Origin of the sequence: Pseudoxanthomonas dokdonensis (assembly GCF_001431405.1) — a bacterium.
In the GTDB taxonomy this organism is placed as follows: domain Bacteria; phylum Pseudomonadota; class Gammaproteobacteria; order Xanthomonadales; family Xanthomonadaceae; genus Pseudoxanthomonas_A; species Pseudoxanthomonas_A dokdonensis.
The window spans coordinates 281,313-299,992 of sequence record NZ_LDJL01000002.1 but is presented as its reverse complement, the minus strand read 5'-3'; the positions used below and the strand labels follow the sequence as shown (position 1 = coordinate 299,992).

Sequence of the window (18,680 nt, the reverse complement as noted above, 5' to 3'; positions counted from 1 at the left end):
CCGGAGGCGGCTCTGTTGGTGTGCGCCCAGCAACTGGATTACGGCTGGTCTTTCTTCTGCAGATAATCACGGGCCCAGCGTTCGGCAATCTTGCCGGCTGCATCACGACCACCGAGGCCGAAGGCCAGGGCGATGGCGATGGCGACGGCGCCGAGAATCAGGCCGAAGGCGAGGTTGACGATGTCATCGGCGATGCCCATCGCGCGCAGGCCCATCGCCAGCACCAGGCCAAGGATGGCGACGCGGGCGATGCGCGACAGGCCGATGCCCTTGTTCGGGTTGGCGCGCTGGATGGCGCTGGCGGTGACATCGGCCAGCCAGTAACCAACCACCAGGATCACCGCACCCAGCAGCAGGTCGGCACCGAAGGCGATGAAGGTTTCCAGTAGTTCGCGGGCACCGGTGAAGCCCAGCTGGTGTGCAGCTTCGACCGCGGCGAAGAGCATGACGAAGAACAGCGACAGGTGGCCGACGAACGCGGACAGGCCACGCGATGCAGCGCCGTCCGCGCTGGCCGCGTTACCGGTCAGGGTCTTGTTGGCATCCTGTTCGAATACATGGCCCAGGCCCAGTCGCGCCGGGACGCCGTCAAAGCCGAGGTTGGACAGCAGGCGGGTAACCAGGCCAGCGGCGAAGCGACCGACATACCAGGCCACAATAAGGATTGCCGCGGCCGCCAGCACGTGCGGGATCGCGTCCATGAAGATGCCCAGCATCTGCGTGGCCGGTGCCGAAATGGCATTGATGCCCAGCGCGTCCAGCGCGGCGATCAACGCCGGCACGATGACCAGCACGAATGCCAGGGTGCCACCGAGCTCGGAGAGCTTGCCGCCATCCTTGGAACCCGGCTCTCCCATGCCCGCCTTGGCACCGAGACTGTCAACGCCGGTGCTGGCCAGCAGTTGGGTGACCAGACCACGCACCACCTTGGCCACCAGCCAACCGGTGCCGCCAATCAGCAGCGCGGCAAAGACCTGCGGCAGCGCTTCCAGCAGCTGCTGGGTCATGGCCGTCAACGGCATCATGATGCCTTCGATATTCAACGCGGTGACCACCGCCGGCAGGAACAGCAACAGCACCAGCCAGTAGATGACATGGCCGAGGACCGAAGCGATCGGCTTGACGCCGGCGCTGTTGGACAGCTTCTCGTCCCACTGGGTCATCTGCATGATCCGGTTGATCGCCAGTCGCGCGGCCACCGCCACCAGCCAGGCGACCAGAGCGATGCCGGCCGCCAGCAGAATCCGCGGCAGGTACAGCATGACTTCGCCGACCAGATTGGAGAACGGCCCACTCAGCGCATCGAAACGGAGCACGCTGAAGACCCCTATCAAGGTCAGGATCAGAACGAACCAGTAGCCGATGAGCGACGCGATCTTCACCAGGGGCAGATGGCTTTCGGTCTGCCGGTGGATACGCTGTTCAATGCCGCTGGCGGTCATCGCCTTGCGGATCATGCCGCGGGTAAACAGTGCCAGCAGCAGACCGACGACGAATATGCCAACCGCACCCAGCACCATCGGCAGATACGTGCCGATGCTTTGCTGGAGTTGTTGGGAGAGCGAATATACATCCATAAAACAGCCTCCTGGACGACATCCAAGCGCGATCAATCAATCGCGCCGGACGAGGGTGATATTGCCTGCGGGGCAGGGAGTGATCATTTACGGCAACGGGGTCAATGCCCGCGCATATACAGCGGGCGAGCCGGCGCAGATGATTTTTTACCGTAGCACAGAATATGCGGGTGACCCTGCCGTCGATTATCAATGTTAATCAGATAACGTCAGAGGCAAGCGTGTGGTCCGTCGCTGGCGATACGCGGGAAAGCGCCTCCGGCCGCGGCTCGGAGGCTATCGGGACGCCTTCGCCGCCGCGGCGACCCGCCCAAGCGGGTAAGATCTACAATTGTGATTATTCTCCCGTGAGTCCCATGTCCGATCCCGCGCTAGACGCGTTGTTCCTGCCGTTCACCAGCGGCCAGTTGCCGTGGCCGCCAGCGCCGGTGTTGTTTCTGCGCGCGCGTGATGGCGCTGCACTGCGTCCATTCGCGTCCCGTGGAGTGGTCTGCGAGCAAAGCTTCAAGCCGTTTGCGCAGGCCCTGGAACAGGCAAGACTGGAGGTAGTGACCGATGCCGCCGAAGATGGCCGCCGCTATCCGCTGATCCTGTTGCTGCCGCCGCGCCAGCGCGAGGAGGCGCGTGCGTTGTTCGCGCGGGCACTGTCGCTGCTGGCGCCGGGCGGACGGATCGTGGCCAGCATGGCCAACAACGAGGGGGCCAAATCCGGTGAATCCGATCTCAGGCAACTGGCCGGCCTGGCCGGTGTACTGAGCAAATACCACTGCCGGGTGTTCTGGACCGCGCCGCTGGATGGCCCGGCCGATGCCGGGCTGCAGCGGCAATGGCAGGCACTGGATGCGCCACGGCCGATCCTGGGCGGGAGCTTTGTCAGTCGCCCCGGTGTGTTTGCATGGAACCGGATCGACCCGGCGTCGCAACTGCTGGCCGGGCATCTGCCGCCGGTGCTGGCCGGTGTCGGCGCGGATCTGGGTGCCGGTTATGGCTATCTGTCGGCGCAATTGCTGCAGCGCTATGCGGGCCGGATCAGTGCGCTTGATGTCTACGAAGCCGAGGCGCGGGCGCTGCAACTGGCGCAGGCCAATCTGCAGCCGCTGGCGGCCGGTACGACGCTGGAGTTCCTCTGGCACGACGTGACCGCCGGCCTGTCCCGGCGCTATGACTTCATCGTCAGCAATCCGCCGTTCCACACGCCGGCGCGCGAAGATCGCCCGGACATCGGCCGCCGTTTCATCGCCGTCGCCGCCGAGGCGCTGAAGCCGGGCGGCCATTTGTGGCTGGTCGCCAACCGCCATCTGCCGTACGAGCAGACCTTGAACGAAGGCTTTGGCCAGGTACGGGTGGTCGGCGAACGCGATGGCTTCAAGGTCATCGAAGCGATCAAGGCTGCGCCGTCGCGCGGTCGTGCCGCCCGCGCATGAAGATCGTCAAGCACATTGCCAATCTGGGTTATGGCAGTCGCAAGCAGGTGGCGCTGATGTTCCGCGAAGGGCGCGTCACCGACGCCGCTGGCGAGGTGCTGTACGCCGACGATCCGGTCGAGCACGACAACATCCGTGTCGATGGCCAGCCGCTGGACCCGGCGCCGGGCCTGATCATCATGCTGCACAAACCGGTTGGCTATACCTGTTCGACCAAGGATCCTGGCCGGATCATCTACGACCTGCTGCCGGCTCGCTTCCGCCTGCGCTCGCCCCTGCTGTCGCCGGTCGGGCGACTGGATCGCGACACCAGTGGCCTGCTGCTGATGACCGATGATGGCGGCCTGCTGCACCGGATCGTATCGCCGAAATCGAAACTGGCCAAAGTCTACGAAGCGCAGCTGGCGCAGCCGTTGCGTGGCGAGGAAGTGGATGTGTTTGCCAGCGGCGAGCTGATGCTGGAGTCGGAAACCACGCCGCTGGCGCCGGCGGCAATGCAAGTCATCTCGCCGTCGCAGGCCAGGCTGACCTTGACCGAAGGCCGCTATCACCAGGTTCGGCGGATGTTTGCCGCCGTCGGCAACCATGTCCAGGCGTTGCATCGTAGTGCGGTCGGTGGCCTCGGCCTGGGCGATCTGCCCGCTGGCCAGTGGCGGATACTGGACGCCGCGGATCTGCAGCAGTTGTTCAACGTCAGCGCCTGACGCCGGCCCGGCGCCTCAGTCGGCCATCAGCTTGCGCCAGCCAGCCACGCCCAACTGGTCCAGGGTCTGCAGGTTGCGCTCGACAATCACGTCCGGATCCGGGAATACCTCGACCGCGCGATCGATGCTTTCCTCGCGTAGCAGGTGCAGGGTCGGGAATGGCGAGCGGTTGCTGTAGTTGCCGATGTCCTCGGCCGCGGTGCCGGCGAACTGGTAATCCGGATGAAAGCTGGCGACCTGGATGATGCCCTGCAGGCCCAGCGCTTCGACCGCGGCATCGGCGTTGTCGAGGAAATCGTTGTAGTCGAGGAAATCGGTCAGCACCTGCGGATGGACCAGCAGCGTGGTGTCGACCTGTTCGACCGGCGTATCGCGCAGCAACAGCAATTCCTCGGCCAACTGCTCAAGCAGGGCCTCGGGCGTGCTGGCGTCGCTGACCACCATCCGCACCTGTTGTTTGACGTAGACGGCCTTGGCGAACGGGCACAGATTGAGCCCGATCACGGCACGTTCCAGCCAGCGCCGGGTGGCTGCCTCGACGGCGGCCGGATCGGTGGTGATCAGCGCGTCCTGCTCTGGCGTGGAGGCAGCGTCCATGGTCAATCGCGGAAATTGTCGAACTGCAGCGGCAACTCGTAGTCGCCTTTCTTCAGCAGCGCGATCACGTCCTGCAGGTCATCGCGCTTCTTGCCGGTGACGCGCAGCTTGTCGCCGTTGATCTGGCTTTCGACCTTGAGCTTGGCTTCCTTGATGCTGGCCACGATCTTCTTGGCCAGCTTCTGCTCGATGCCCTGCTTGACGGTGACCTTCTGACGGGCGCCGGCCAGGTTGGTCTCGATATCGCCAAACTCCAGGCAGCGGATATCGATGCCGCGGGCGATCAGGCGCGCGCGCAGGATGTCGTCCATCTGCTTGAGCTGGAAGTCGCTGGGCGCGGTCTTCAGGATGACCTGCTCCTCGAGCACGAACTTGGCGTCGACGCCCTTGAAATCAAAACGGGTGGACAGCTCGCGGTTGGCCTGGTCGACCGCGTTGGTGAGCTCGTGCTGGTTGACTTCGGAGACCACGTCAAAAGAGGGCATAGCTGTTTTCCTTGGGGATGCCCTGCGATTTTAGCGCGACTGGCGATGGTCGCGCCGTGGCCTGACAATACCGCGATGACCCGACTGCCGACGCCCGCCTCACCGATGCTGCTGATGTTGCTGGCGGTGCTGCTGTTCGCGTTGATGGATGCCGGTCTGAAGCTGCTGGCGCCGCATTATCCGGTGATGCAGGTGGCGGCCTTGCGCGGGCTGTCGTCGCTGCCGTTCATCGTGATCTGGGCGCTGGCCAGCGTGCCGTTGGCCAGCCTGTGGCGGGTGCGTTGGCGCCTGCACCTGCTGCGCGGCGCGCTGGGGGTGGCGATGATGGCCGGCTTTGTCTACGGCTTGCGCGAATTGCCGCTGTCGACCGCCTACGCGATTACCTTCGTGGCGCCGTTGCTGGTCACGGCGATGGCCGGGCCGCTGTTGCACGAGCGGGTCGGACCGGCGCGCTGGTGGGCGATCGGCCTGGGCCTGTGTGGGGTGCTGGTGATCCTGCGCCCGAGCGGACAGGGGATGGCGACCCTGGGCGGGCTGGCGATCCTGCTGGCGGCGGTGTGCTACGCCTGCGGCGCCATCAGCGTACGGGTGCTGGCCCGCCATGACAGCAACCAGGCGATGGTGTTGTGGTTCATGGTGTTGTTGTCGCTCGGGGCCAGTGCACTGGCCTATGCCGATTGGCAGCCGTTGCGTGGCAGCGACATCTGGATCATCGGCCTGGTCGGGGTGGCCGGTTCGCTGGCCCAGGTCGCACTGACCGAGGCGTTCCGGCGCGGCGAAGCCTCGCTGATCGCACCGTTGGAGTATTCGGCATTGCTCTGGGGCGTGTTGCTGGACGTATTGCTGTGGCAGGTATTGCCCGATGCCCTGACCTGGGTCGGTGCCGGCATCATCGTCGCCAGTGGCTTCTATCTGTTGCGGCGCGAGCGCGTGCACGTCGAGGCCGAGCACCCCTGACGCCATCGCAGCGGTCCGCGTCAGCAGACGCCGGCTGCACGGCTGCGGACCTCGACTGGGTCCAGACAGCATTACGGGCTCCGAAGAGCCCGTAATGTCGCAGCATCGCCGGCGGACCGGCTTTGCTGCTGGGTATGGCGGGGACGGTTGCTTAGAAGCGACCGCCGATGCCCACGCCCACGGTCCACGGGTTCAGATCGGTATCACCGATGCTTTCGCCGTTGAGGGTGATGTCGGCGTTGGAGTCCATGTAACGCGCATCGGCGCGGACAAACCAGTTCGGGTTGATGTTGAAGTCGACACCGACGGTGCCGATCGCACCCTTGCCGTCTTCCAGGCCCAGATGGCCACCTTCACCGTCGGCGCTGTAGTCCAGGTTGCCGCCGCCGCTGTAGTTGGTCTGGTAGTAGCCCAGGCCAACGAACGGACGGATGGTCGCGTCCGGTGCACGGAAGTGGTACTGGCCGCTCAGGGCGACCGGCTGGCTGTCGATGTTGCCGACGTGGCCGGCGTCACGGGTGCGCACGCCATTTTCGAACTTGTCGGTGCCCCACAATTCCAGCGCGATGGCCGGGGTGATGTACCAGCTGAAGCTCAGGGTGGCAGCGGAGCCACCGCCGAGGTCGGCGTTGTTCAGTTCCTTCAGCGCGTCGGACGAGTTGTCCTGCACGGCGTAACCACCGACCACGGCGAAACGCTTCTGCACGCTGCCGTCATTCCAGCTGAACGCATCGGACGCGAAGGCGGCGGGGGCAAACGCAAGTGACGCAACCAGAGCCAGGCTCAGACGATTGATCGAATTCATGGGGACTCCTTCACATATGTTTTTATAGAAACCCCTTCAGGGGCGAGCGCACAGTACGGATTAACAGATGAATGAAACCCGCCCTGCGAAATGAATTTCGAGCAAACGTGAGGTCCGGGCTTCAGCAATCGTCATCGGATTTCACCGGCCTTCGACAAACCCGTGCGGCAACGCACAAAATCTGAACATGCAGGCGACGAATGTGCGTCCGGTGGGCGCCAACGATCTGCATGCAGGCTGAAGGAAATCGAAAATGAGGCCACTTCGTTCATCGTCGGTGGGCGCCCTGGACGTCTTCGGCACGCCGTTAATGTGATTCAAGGCTTGTTGGCCTGTGTCGTCCGGCGATGGCTCATGCGAAACTGAACCGATGAAGCCCCCCCGCCGTGCATCAGACGCCCCCGCTACTCCGGTCGACAAGGACAGCCTGGGGAACAACCCGACCATGGCCGACCTGGCCCGGGTCGCCGGGGTGTCGGCGATCACCGTCTCTCGGGCGCTGCGCGACAGTCCGCTGGTCAATCCGGAAACCCGCGCGCGGATCCGCGAGGTCGCCAGGCAGTACGGCTATGCATTCAACGCCAGTGCCCGCAACCTGCGGCTGCGGCGGAGCATGACCGTGGCGGTGGTGGTCGAGATGAAACCGACCCCGGAGCGGCAGATGTCGGGGCCGTATCCGCTGGACCTGCTGGGGGGAATCACCCAGCAGCTGACGTCGGCCGGCTACAGCGTGTTGCTGACCTCGCTGGCTGGCGAGACCCTGCCCAACGTGCAGGCCGCCGATGGCGTGATCCTGCTCGGCCAGGGCGCGCATGAAGATGCCATGCACAGCGTGCAGCGCTGGGGCCGGCCGCTGGTGGTGTGGGGCGCGGTCAGCCGGCACCAGTCACAGGTGGTGGTCGGCAGCGACAATTTCCGCGGCGGTGCACTGGTGGCCGAGCGCTTCCTGGCCCTGGGCCGGCAACGACCGGTGTTTCTCGGTGATCCGGCGCATGGTGAATTCGCCGAGCGGCTGGAAGGCTTCAACAGCGTATTGCAGTCGCGCGGCATCACCGCGCTGACGCCGGCAATCGACAATTTCACCGTCAGCGCCGGCGCCGCGGTCGTGCGCCAATTGCTGCAGACCCAGCCGCAGACCGACGCGCTGTTCGCCGCCAGCGACCTGCTGGCGATCGGCGCGATCCGTGCGCTGATTGAAAACCATCGCCGGGTGCCGGAAGACGTCACCGTGGTCGGCTATGACGACACCCCGCTGGGGGCGACGTACGTGCCACCGTTGAGCTCGGTGCACCAGAACTTCACCGAGGCCGGCGTGCTGCTGGCACGCAAGATCTGCGATTTGATCGATGGCCAGTCCGTGCAGTCGGCGACGCTGCCGACCCATCTGGTAGTGCGCTCGACCTGAGCCCGCAGCCGCGCTGTGGATTGTTGCAATGCGATGGGCAAGGCGGCTTCGCTGGCCTGCCGCCGGGATTGCTGACGCGACGTCAGTGAATTGCAAGCTACTGTAAATAAATAACTTTTTACTCAATTCTCGCATCAGTCTGGCCTGTGCAATGCCGACATGGGCGCGCTGCGATCGTGTTTGCCAGCACAAATGTTATCGATGTCTTGACATCGATAACATTGACGCCATAGCGTGCCCACCACGCCGAATCGGGCGGGTCTTTCAGAAGGTGTGGAGTCATGGCAGGCGATTCGTGGGCCGCCAATCAATCGCCGCAATCCCTCGATCCTTGGCAGCTGTCGCAGCAAGGCTGCGCGGAGCTGGAGCGGAACCGGGCGCGCGATGGAACCCTGTTCGCACTGGCCAATGGCCAGTTGGGCGTGCGTGGTGGATTGGAGGAAGCAGGGGCCGACAGCGGCGGCAGTTTCATGGCCTCGGTATACGAACAGCATCCGATTCACTACCACGAGAAACTGCCCGGCTTTGCCCGCAGCACCGACACCCGGGTACCGGTGGCCGAGGCGACCCGCATCCAGATCTGGCTGGGCGGCGAATGCCTGGAGCTGTCCAGCGCCGATTGCCAGTATTTCGAGCGGGTGCTGGATTTTCGCAGCGGCGTGTTGCGCCGGCGGATGCAACTGCGCACCGCCAGCGGTCAAAGCTTGCTGGTCGACGCCGAACGCGTGCTGCCGTTTACCGGACAAGCTGGCGCCGGCGACCAACCACCGTCGCTGCTGGCCATCCGCTACCGCGTGCAGTCGCTCGATTACAGCGGTCCGATGAGCCTGGTGTCGATGATCGATGGCCAGCGGCAACTGGCCGGGCAGGGCGATGATCCCAGGATTGGCGTGCATTCGGTGCGTGGCCTGGCCACGGTTGCCGGACAAGCCGATGCGCTCGCCGCCTCGCTGCTGCAGCGTACCCATCACAGCGGCATCAGCGTCGCCTGTCAGCAACGTCATCGCGTTGCCGACGGGTTGGCGTTTGACACCGCGGTGGTGGAAGCGCAATGCGTCAGCCAGCGCTACCGCGGCCAGTTGCAGCCTGGCCAGGCGCTGTGGCTGGAGAAACTGGTGGCGTACGCGGCTGCCAGAGGCGCGCAGCCATCGGGCCTGGATGAGGCGCTCGACGCGGCGATGCCGCAGGGTTTCGATGGCATGGCGGCATCGCAGGCGCAGTCCCTGGACCGTTTCTGGGCGCGGGCCGACATCGACATCGAAGGCGATCCGCGTACCGAGCAGGCCCTGCGTTTCAACCTGTTCCACCTGTTGCAGTCCGCCGGCCACGACGGTCATACCGGCACCGCCGCCAAGGGCCTGACCGGCGAGGGCTATGAAGGCCACTGCTTCTGGGATACCGAAGCCTTCGTGCTGCCGGTCATGGTCTTTACCGCACCGGAGGTAGCGCGAAGCATGCTGCAGTACCGGCATGCCACGCTGGACGCGGCGCGTGCGCATGCCCGCGAAATGAACCATCGCTCGGGCGCGCTGTATGCATGGCGCACGATTGCCGGCGGTGAGTGCTCGGCCCATTACCCCAGCGGGTCGGCGGCTTATCACATCAATGCCGCGGTCGCCTATGGGGTCGGCCTGTACTGGGATGCCACCGGCGACATCGATTTCATCTGCCAGGCCGGTGCCGAGATCCTGTTCGAAACCGCGCGCATCTGGCCGCAGGTCGGCCACTTCAATCCGCGCCGCAACGGTGCCTTCTGCATCCACGAAGTGACCGGGCCGGACGAATACACGGCGATGGTCGACAACAATTTCTACACCAACCGGATGGCGCAGCAACACCTGCGGCGCGCGGTGCAGATCTGGGAACTGCTGCAGCGGAAAGCGCCGCAGGCGGCGGCCGAACTTGCCACGCGCCTGCACCTGGATGCCGACGAAGTCGCGGGCTGGGCGCTGGCGGCCGCCAATATGTACCTGCCGCATGACGAGCGCCATGGCATCGTCGCCCAGGACGATGGCTTTCTCGACAAACCGCACTGGCCGTTCCCGCCGCAACCGGGTGAGCATCGGCCGCTGTTGCTGGATTACCACCCGCTGACCCTGTACCGCTACCAGATCTGCAAACAGGCTGATGCGGTGATGGCGCTGGTGCTGGCCGGCGATGATTTCGATGGCGACTGCAAACGCCGCAGCTTCGACTATTACGAGGCCGTGACCACCCACGACTCGACCCTGTCGGCGTGCGTGTTCGGGATCCTGGCAGGCGAGGTCGGGCACGCCGACAAGGCATGGCACTATTTCAATGAAAGCCTGCGCGTTGATCTGGACGATCTGCATCGCAACACCGGCCACGGCGTGCACATGGCGGCGATGGCCGGCAGCTGGCTGGGGCTGGTACAGGGCTTTGCCGGCATGCGGGTACGCGATGGCGAACTGACCTTCGCCCCGAGCCTGCCCGCTGCGTGGCCGGCTTATGCGTTCACCCTGGGCTGGCGCGGTCGCCGCCTGCGGCTGCGGGTGGAAGCGGACGCAGCGTTCTATACCGTGCTCGACGGTGACGCGCTGGCGATCCATCACCACGGTCAGCTGGTGCTGCTGAAGCCGGGCAGGACCCATCGCGCAGCCCATGCTGGCGACCACCCGCCAGACGCGTCTGGCAGCGTTTTTCCACGCCGGTGCCAGGCGGTCATCTTTGATCTGGACGGCGTGCTGACCGATACCGCGCATACCCATTACCAGGCCTGGAAGCGGCTGGCCGACGAGATCGGCGTGCCGTTTGATCATCAGATCAACGAGCGTCTCAAGGGCGTCGACCGGATGTCCTCGCTGGAGATCATCCTCGAACGCAGCCAGCGCCAGTACAGCACGGCCGAGAAGCAGCAGCTGGCCGCGCGCAAGAACCAGTATTACGTCAGTGCCATCAGCCAGTTTGGCCCTGACGATCTGTTTCCCGGCGTGGCCAAGCTGCTGCGTGATCTGCGCCAGGCCGGCATCCGCATCGGCCTGGCCTCGGCCAGTCGCAACGCACCGCTGTTGCTGCAACGGCTGGGCATTGCGGCGGCCTTCGACCACGTCGCCGATCCGGCCGCCGTCGCCTTCCCCAAGCCAGCGCCGGATATTTTCCTGGCCGCGGCGCAGGCGCTGGCGGTGCCGGCAGAGGCCTGCATCGGCGTGGAAGACGCGGTCGCCGGCATCCAGGCGATCAAGCGTGCTGGCATGGCCGCGATCGGCATCGGCGAGCCGGCGCAACTGGTCGACGCCGATCGCGTGCTGGCAACCATCGCCGACTTCGACATCCACCAGTTGATTGCGTTTTGAGCCCGCGCGGCCGGAGGGACGCGCGCGCTGCGGTACCAACCTGTGAATAAAAAAGAGAGAGTGGAGGGAACACCATGAAAACAACCAAACTGATTCGATACGCGTTATCCGTGGCCGTCGCCACCGCGCTGGCGCCACTGGTCCAGGCCCAGGAGGCGACCCCGACCACCGGCGAACAGGAGGCGACCACCCTGGATGCGGTGGTGGTCAGTGGCACGGCCAAGTTCAAGGGCCTGCGCAAGCGTGATGCCAGTTTCTCGATCAGTACCGCCACCCCGGAGCAGATCCAGGAAGCCGCGCCGACCAGTACCGCCGATCTGTTGAAAATCGTGCCCGGGGTCTGGGTCGAGCCCAGTGGTGGCAGCACCGGTGCCAACGTGTTCGTGCGCGGCATGCCGTCCGAAGGCGATGCGCCGTTCTTCACGCTGCAGCTGGATGGCTCGCCAATCTATCCACCTTCAACGCTTTCATTCCTGGAAAACAGCACCTTGTTCCGCATCGATGACACCGTGCAACGGGTCGAGGCCTTGCGCGGTGGTACCAGTCCGATTTTCTCCAACGGCCAGCCCGGGGTAACCGTCAACTTCATCCAGAAGAAAGGCGATGACATCCCCGAAGGCAGCGTGCGCCTGACCCTGGGCAGTGACAACCTGCAACGCGTGGATGTTTACAGCGGTGGCCCGTTGAAGGCCGATTCCGGCTGGTACTACAGCGTTGGCGGCTTCTATCGCGAAACCGACGGCGTCCGTGACGCGGGCTTCCCGTCCGACAAGGGTGGCCAGCTCAGCGCCACCCTCAGCAAGCGCTGGGCCGAAGGCGAATTCAGCCTGTATGCGCGGCACACCGCTGACGACAACGTGTTCTACACCGCGATCCCGCTGACCTCGCGTAACAACGGCAAGGACATCAGTGATTTTCCCGGACTGGATGCGACTACCGGCACGCTGCTGAGCAATGACTTCCGCCGCATCTCGCTGCCGATCGGCCCGGATGGGGAAATGATCGGCCGTGACCTGGGCAATGGCCGTGGCGTGGAAGTGTCGGTGTTCGGTGGCTCGCTGGATCTGTATGGAGACAACTGGACAGTCAGTGACCGCTTCAACTTCCTCGACGGCGAGGCGCCGACCTATGCACTGTTCACCGGCGGCAACCCGCAAACGCTGTCGTCCTACATCGAGGACAACTACGGTGGGGTCGCCGGCAGTGGCTATTTCAGCAATGGTGATGGCGCGGTGTCGCCCGACCAGCAGGTGCTGGCCGCCGGCTGGTGGGTGGTCGAGAAGAAGATCAAGTCGTTCACCAACGATTTCCGCCTGAGCCTGGATCTGACCGACAACAACACCTTCACCGTCGGCAGCTACTACGCACGCTATGAGTCGCACGACAACTGGCACCTGGGCAACAACCTGTTGCTGACCGCCGAGAACAACGCGCGCCGGGTCGACATCGATCTGGCCAATGGACAGACCGCCAGTCGTGATGGCCTGGTCGCCACCACCAACTTCGGCCTGCGCGGCGACTACACCGGGACCAATATCGCGCTGTTCGCTTCCGATGAGTGGACAGTCAACGACCGCCTGCGCCTGGATGCCGGCGTCCGCTACGAAACCCAGCAGGTCGATGGGCTGGTGCTGGATCCGGTAACCGTCGATCTGGATGGCAATCCCGACACCCTGTACGACAACAACACCTCGGTCGCGACCACGCCACGCGGCATCGACCAGACCGACAACGACGTGTCATGGACGGTCGGCGCCAACTTCACCCTCAATGAAGACTACAGCTTGTTCGCGCGTGCCAACTCCGGCTTCAAGATGCCCTCGTTCGATAATCTGCGCGACAACGTCACCGGCACCCAGGAGGTTGACCAGTACGAGCTGGGGCTGAAAGGTGGCGGCGACAGCTACGACATGTACCTGACGGCGTTCTACAACGAATTCAGCGGCCTGCCGTTCCAGGCATTCGCGGCCGACGGCAGCAATATCGTGCTGGTCGGTGATTCGTCTGCCTACGGCGTCGAGTTCGAAGGCGCGGTACGCCCGGCCGGCGGTTTCGAGCTGGCCTGGAACGTGACCTGGTTGAAGGCCAACTACGATGAGTTTGGCAGCCTGACCGCCGACTACAGCGGCAATGAAGTGGTGCGGCAGCCGGAGATCCGCGGCAGGCTGACACCAAGCTACTACTGGCCGATGGCCTGGGGCGACCTGAAAATCTTCACCACCTACACCTATGTCGGTGATCGCTATTCGGATCCGGCCAACGGCCAGGTGCTGCCGTCGTACCAGACCTGGGACATCGGTGCCAGCGCGCATGTCGGCGACCACTGGGAGTTCACCCTCAGCGGCCGCAATGTCAGCGATGAAATCGGCCTGACCGAAGGCAACGCCCGCGTCATCGGCAATGCCACCGATGCCAGCGGCGTGTTCATGGGCCGGCCAATCGAGGGTCCGTCCTATCTGGTGTCCGCCGCTTACAAGTGGTAATGGAACCGGCACCGCCGTTGCCGGCGTGGTTTCCACCTGGCAATGGCGGCGGCCGCAACCGCTGGCAATGAAGGAGTGGCAATGAAGCACCACCGCGCCAGGATGATCCTGGGAATGATCCTGGCCTACATGATCTTCGCCATGCTGCTCAACAGCGTCGGCACCTTGATCCTGCAATCACAGGTGGCCTTCGGCGCCAGCAAGCAGGCCACCAGCGTGCTGGATGCGTTCAAGGACCTGCCGATTGCGCTGGTGTCGTTCCTGGTCGCCTCGTGGCTGCCGCGGCTGGGCTACCGGCGCGGCATGATCCTGGGCCTGGCGCTGGTGGCGGTTGCCAGCGCGGCGATGCCGCTGCTGGATGCCTACTGGATGGTCAAGGTGATGCTGGCGACCACCGGCGTTGCCTTCGCGCTGGTCAAGGTGGCGGTGTATTCGAGCATCGGATTGCTGACCGCCGACCGGGCCGCGCATGCCAGCCTGACCAACGTGGTCGAAGGCTGTTTCATGGTCGGCGTGCTGATCGGTCCGTGGTTGTTCGGCGCCTTCATTGATCTGCAGCAGAGCCCGCAGGACCCGATATGGCTGTCGGTGTACTGGCTGCTGGCGGCGCTGTCGGTGGCGGTCATCGTGCTGTTGTCGATGAGCACGCTGGACGAATCCGGGGCCCGCGACAGCCACGGCGTGGGCCAGTCGTTCCTCGACATGTTCAAGCTGCTGTCGCTGCCGCTGGTGCTGGTGTTCATCGTCTCGGCGTTCGTCTACGTGCTGATCGAACAGGGCATCAACACCTGGTTGCCGACCTTCAACAAGGAAATCCTGCACCTGTCCACGGTCACCAGCGTGCAGCTGGCCAGCCTGTTCGCGGCCACCACCGCGCTTGGCCGGCTGGGCGCGGGCGTGCTGCTGCGGTTCGTGCCGTGGCACTGGTTGCTGATCCTGTGCCTGCTGGCGACGGCGGCGCTGATCATCGTGGTCCTGCCGTGGGCGGCGCAGACCGTTCCGCCGGCCCGGGATGGCTGGCAGCACGCACCGCCGGTGGCGTATGTGCTGCCGTTGACTGGCTTGTTCATGGCGCCGATCTACCCGGCGATCAACTCGGTGGTACTGAGCGCCTTGCCGAAGCCGCGGCAAGCGGCGATGACCGGTTTGATCGTGGTGTTCTCGGCACTGGGCGGGACCACCGGATCGTTCATCACCGGCCAGGTGTTCGCCCGCTTCGGTGGCCAGACCGCGTTCTATCTGTCGCTGCTGCCGATTGCTCTGCTGCTGCTGACGATTCCATTGTTGCGCCGGCAATCGCTGCGCCCGATCGCGATCTGACCCCGGCCATCCCACGACGGAGGGCGCATTGGTCTGCTGCCATTACCCGGCACCGGCTGGATGTGCACCCGGCGGGATTTGCCGTATGGTCCGGTTTGGCCAACCCGGGATTGACGCAATGAATGCAGGTGGACTGATGCTGGCGATTGTGATCGGCATGATGTTGCCGCTGCAGGCACTGATCAATGCCAGTCTGGGGCGACAGACATTTGGCCCTGTGTTCGCCGCGATGATGTCGTTCCTGGTTGGCACCTTGGTACTGGTTGGCTGGTGGCTGGCCTCCAGGCCCTCGTTCGATCCGCAGGCACTGGCCAAGGTGCCGTGGTGGGCTTGGATTGGAGGCGTCATTGGCGCCGTGTACGTCGCCGCGGCCACATTGTTGATTCCGCGGATGGGTGCGGCACCGCTCATCTGCTTGGTGGTTTTCGGCCAGCTGGTGGGGTCACTGCTGCTGGATCATTACGGTGTGCTGCATCCGCGGCAGCCCATCGACGCGACACGCGTGCTCGGCGCGTTGCTTGTGATTGGCGGTGCGTTGCTGGTGGTGCGGCCTTGGCAGGGCCCGTCTGCATGAATCCATCGCCGCTGCTGCGCGGAATGGGTCCGCAGCTGCCGGCCCAGTGCCGGGTGCTGGTACTGGGCTCGATGCCGGGGGCGCAGTCGCTGGCCGAGCAGCAGTATTACGCGCATCCGCGCAACCGGTTCTGGCCGGTCATGGGCGCGCTATGTGGATTCGATGCCGGTCTGCCGTATCGGCAACGGGTTACCGAGTTGCACGCCGCCGGCGTCGGTCTGTGGGATGTGATTGGGCAATGCGAGCGCCAAGGCAGTCTGGACACCGCAATCATTCCCGCCAGCGAAGTTGCCAACCCATTGCCATCGTTGCTGGCATCGCAACCGTCGCTGCGGTTGCTGGCATTCAATGGCAACAAGGCCGCGCAGGCCTTCCGCCGGCATCTTGCCGAGCGCGTGGTGATCGATCATCCGGCGCTGCAGTACCTGACGCTGCCATCGACCAGCCCGGCCAACGCCTCCTTCAGCCAGACCCGGCTGCTGCAGGCATGGCAGGCGTTGGCGCCGTATCTTCGGCCTTGATCACGGTCACCCCTCGGCGCGGCCGACATGACCAAGGTCATGCCGGCTTGCGGCAGGGGGCGGGCAACGGCGTGCGTGGCATGATTGAGCCATTCTTTGTCGGGAGCAGCAGCATGGCGCGGTCAAGCAACCTGTGGTCGATATCCCTGCTCGCGTTGGCGCTTTGCGCGCTGGCGCCGAGCGTGGGTGCAGCCGAAGTCCATTGCGATGTCGAAAGCGATTACGACGTCACCCTCAACGAGCGCAGCCTGATCTTCACCCGTGATGACGCCAGCCCCAAGGCGCTGGTCATGCGCCAGGGAAAACTTTTCGTCGATGACCAGTGGGTGTCGCTGGACGCTGGCGACAGCGAGCGCCTGCGCCAGTTCGAAGAAGGTTTCCGGCAGACCATGCCGTTGGCCGCCGAGGTGGCGGCTGACGCGGTCGATATCGCCTTCAGTGCGTTGGGCGAGGTTGCCGCCGGACTGGGTAATGATCCGGCATCGACCCGCAAGAAGCTGGAGCAGGCGCGCGTGCAGATGAATACGCGGATGGCGCGCGACATCAGCCCCACCCATTTCAGCGAGAAGGCGCTGGGCGAGAGCATCGGCCAGACCGTGGCCGAGGTCCTGCCGACACTGACCGGTGACATAGTCGGCGGTGCGCTGGCAGCGGCGTTGAGCGGCGACAGCGAACGTCTCGAGCGGATGCAGAATCTGGACCAGGAAATCGAGGCGCGGCTGGCGCCCCGGACCAAGGCGCTGGAAGGTCGTGCGCAGAAGCTCTGCGATTCGATGCTGGCCCTGGATCGGCTGGACAATGCGCTGGCGTATCGATTGCCCGATGGTCGCGCGCTGGAGTTGCTGCGTCATTCACCGGACCAAAGCGATACCAGCGGCAAGCACTGAAACGGCGCTGGCACGCGATCCGGGCCGTTGCGCGCGCTTTGTCCCGGCGACAAGTGACATTCAGCCAAAAATATCGCGGCAAAGGTTGGCGCACGGCGCGTGACTGGCCACAATAGGGGTTCCTCTATTTTTTGAATTGCTGGAGTTGCCCCCCATGGCCGAAATCAAGGAAGCACGGGTTCCCGACATTGGTGACTACAGTGATGTCCCGGTGATCGAAGTGTTGGTCGCGGTCGGCGATACGGTCAGCAAGGACCAGGGCCTGGTTACGCTGGAATCGGACAAGGCGACGCTGGAAGTGCCTGCGCCCTTTGCCGGCGTCATCAAGGAACTCAAGGTCAAGCTGGGTGATGAGCTGTCCGAGGGGGGCGTGGTCGCGCTGATTGAAACCAGCGAAGGCGGCGAAGCAGCCAAGCCGGCCGCACAACCGGCCGCGGCGCCGGCGCCGGCCGCCAAGCAGGAAACCCCGACCGCCGAGACCGGCGCCAAGGTGCCGCCGGTCGACGTGTCGGAAAAGCCCGACAAGCTGGCCCAGCGCGACATCGATCAGGAACAGGCCGCGCCGGTGGCGCCGGCCTCGCGCACGCTCGATGACAAGCCGGGCATCGACCCGGAAGCCGCGCCGCCGCACAGCCCGCCGGTCGAGTTCAATGCCGATCGGGTGATGCCGGACAAGGTCGCCTACGCCAGTCCGTCGGTACGCGTGTTCGCCCGCGAGCTGGGCGTTGACCTGAACCAGGTCAAGGGCAGTGAACGCGGTGGCCGGATCAGCAAGGAAGACGTGCAGCGCTACGTCAAGGCCGCGCTGGCCGGCGGCGCCGGTTCTTCGGCGACGGCCCCGGCCGTGTCCGGCGGCGGTCTCAACCTGCTGGCCTGGCCGAAGGTGGATTTCAGCAAGTTCGGCGAGACCGAAGTGCAGCCGCTGTCGCGGATCAAGAAGATTTCCGGTGCCAACCTGGCCCGCAACTGGGCGATGATTCCGCACGTCACCCAGCATGACAGCGCCGACATCACCGAGCTGGAAGCCCTGCGGGTGGCGTTGAACAAGGAAAACGAAAAGGCCGGGGTCAAGCTGACCATGCTGGCGTTCCTGATCAAGGCCAGCACCGCGGCGCTGAAGAAATTCCCCGAGTTCAATGCATCGCTGGATGCGGCGGCGGAAAACCTGACCCTGAAGAAGTACTACAACATCGGCTTTGCCGCTGACACTCCGAACGGGCTGGTGGTGCCGGTCATCCGCGACACCGACAAGAAGGGCCTGCTGGACATCGCCCGCGAGATGGGCGAGCTGTCGAAGAAGGCCCGTGACGGCAAGCTGGGCCCGGCCGACATGTCCGGTGGCTGCTTCTCCATTTCCTCGCTCGGCGGCATTGGCGGCACCTCGTTCACGCCGATCGTCAATGCCCCGGAAGTGGCCATCCTTGGCGTATCGAAGTCGTCGATGCAGCCGGTCTGGGACGGCAAGCAGTTCCAGCCGCGGCTGATGTTGCCGTTGTCGCTGAGCTACGACCACCGTGTGATCGACGGCGCTGCCGCGGCCCGCTTCACCGCCTACCTGGCGCAGGTCATGGCGGACATGCGTCGCGTCCTGCTGTGATCGAGCGCGTCGGCTTGACCCGCGCCCGGC

At 64.7% G+C, this 18,680-nt stretch carries 15 protein-coding genes; 11 read left to right on the top strand and 4 right to left on the bottom strand.

Features of this window, described 5'->3' with window-relative positions; all coding sequences use genetic code 11:
• Positions 1-38: 38 nt before the first annotated feature.
• Positions 39-1,577, bottom strand: coding sequence for a mechanosensitive ion channel (locus ABB29_RS02610; RefSeq protein ID WP_057657049.1), 1,539 nt, complete (start codon positions 1,575-1,577; stop codon positions 39-41).
• A gap of 356 nt (positions 1,578-1,933) precedes the next feature.
• Between ABB29_RS02610 and ABB29_RS02605 the strand changes: the two genes are divergently transcribed.
• Positions 1,934-3,001, top strand: coding sequence for a class I SAM-dependent methyltransferase (locus tag ABB29_RS02605; protein ID WP_057657048.1), 1,068 nt, complete (start codon positions 1,934-1,936; stop codon positions 2,999-3,001).
• On the top strand, positions 2,998-3,705 hold the full coding sequence (locus tag ABB29_RS02600) for a pseudouridine synthase (RefSeq protein WP_057657047.1): 708 nt from the start codon (positions 2,998-3,000) through the stop codon (positions 3,703-3,705). Before ABB29_RS02605 ends, ABB29_RS02600 begins: the two co-directional genes overlap by 4 nt.
• A 15-nt stretch (positions 3,706-3,720) precedes the next feature.
• Here the strand turns inward: ABB29_RS02600 and ABB29_RS02595 are convergent, their stop codons facing one another.
• A complete protein-coding gene (locus tag ABB29_RS02595; protein WP_083487380.1) occupies positions 3,721-4,302 on the bottom strand; it encodes a DUF1415 domain-containing protein in 582 nt (193 codons plus the stop codon).
• A gap of 2 nt (positions 4,303-4,304) precedes the next feature.
• A complete protein-coding gene (locus ABB29_RS02590) occupies positions 4,305-4,787 on the bottom strand; it encodes a YajQ family cyclic di-GMP-binding protein (protein WP_057657046.1) in 483 nt (160 codons plus the stop codon).
• A 75-nt stretch (positions 4,788-4,862) separates the two neighbouring features.
• Here ABB29_RS02590 and ABB29_RS02585 point away from each other — a divergent pair, with 75 nt between their 5' ends.
• The gene (locus tag ABB29_RS02585) at positions 4,863-5,744 is read left to right on the top strand and encodes a DMT family transporter (RefSeq protein WP_057657123.1); all 882 of its coding nucleotides are present in this window, start codon (positions 4,863-4,865) and stop codon (positions 5,742-5,744) included.
• A 151-nt stretch (positions 5,745-5,895) separates the two neighbouring features.
• Here ABB29_RS02585 and ABB29_RS02580 read toward each other — a convergent pair whose 3' ends face one another.
• Positions 5,896-6,549, bottom strand: coding sequence for an OmpW/AlkL family protein (locus tag ABB29_RS02580; protein WP_057657045.1), 654 nt, complete (start codon positions 6,547-6,549; stop codon positions 5,896-5,898).
• Positions 6,550-6,919: 370 nt separating this feature from the next.
• Between ABB29_RS02580 and ABB29_RS02575 the strand changes: the two genes are divergently transcribed.
• The 8 genes from ABB29_RS02575 (at position 6,920) to ABB29_RS02540 (ending at position 18,650) form a co-directional block, all read left to right on the top strand.
• Entirely contained in the window at positions 6,920-7,954 is a 1,035-nt protein-coding gene (locus tag ABB29_RS02575; RefSeq protein ID WP_342667040.1) for a substrate-binding domain-containing protein, read from the top strand.
• Positions 7,955-8,235: 281 nt separating this feature from the next.
• Positions 8,236-11,268, top strand: a complete 3,033-nt coding sequence (gene pgmB, locus ABB29_RS02570; protein WP_057657043.1) for a beta-phosphoglucomutase — start codon at positions 8,236-8,238, stop codon at positions 11,266-11,268.
• A gap of 74 nt (positions 11,269-11,342) precedes the next feature.
• Positions 11,343-13,751, top strand: coding sequence for a TonB-dependent receptor (locus tag ABB29_RS02565; protein ID WP_057657042.1), 2,409 nt, complete (start codon positions 11,343-11,345; stop codon positions 13,749-13,751).
• An 81-nt stretch (positions 13,752-13,832) separates the two neighbouring features.
• Positions 13,833-15,071 (top strand): MFS transporter, encoded by a 1,239-nt coding sequence (locus ABB29_RS02560; protein ID WP_245622518.1) that lies wholly within the window; start codon positions 13,833-13,835, stop codon positions 15,069-15,071.
• Positions 15,072-15,189: 118 nt separating this feature from the next.
• A complete protein-coding gene (locus tag ABB29_RS02555) occupies positions 15,190-15,645 on the top strand; it encodes a DMT family transporter (RefSeq protein ID WP_057657040.1) in 456 nt (151 codons plus the stop codon).
• Complete coding sequence (locus tag ABB29_RS02550; RefSeq protein WP_057657039.1) at positions 15,642-16,166, top strand: DNA-deoxyinosine glycosylase; 525 nt, start codon at positions 15,642-15,644, stop codon at positions 16,164-16,166. The genes ABB29_RS02555 and ABB29_RS02550 overlap by 4 nt, the downstream gene beginning before the upstream one ends.
• Positions 16,167-16,279: 113 nt before the next feature.
• Positions 16,280-17,053, top strand: a complete 774-nt coding sequence (locus ABB29_RS02545) for a DUF2884 family protein (RefSeq protein ID WP_170185837.1) — start codon at positions 16,280-16,282, stop codon at positions 17,051-17,053.
• Positions 17,054-17,207: 154 nt separating this feature from the next.
• Positions 17,208-18,650, top strand: coding sequence for a dihydrolipoyllysine-residue acetyltransferase (locus ABB29_RS02540; RefSeq protein WP_083487374.1), 1,443 nt, complete (start codon positions 17,208-17,210; stop codon positions 18,648-18,650).
• Positions 18,651-18,680: the final 30 nt, after the last annotated feature.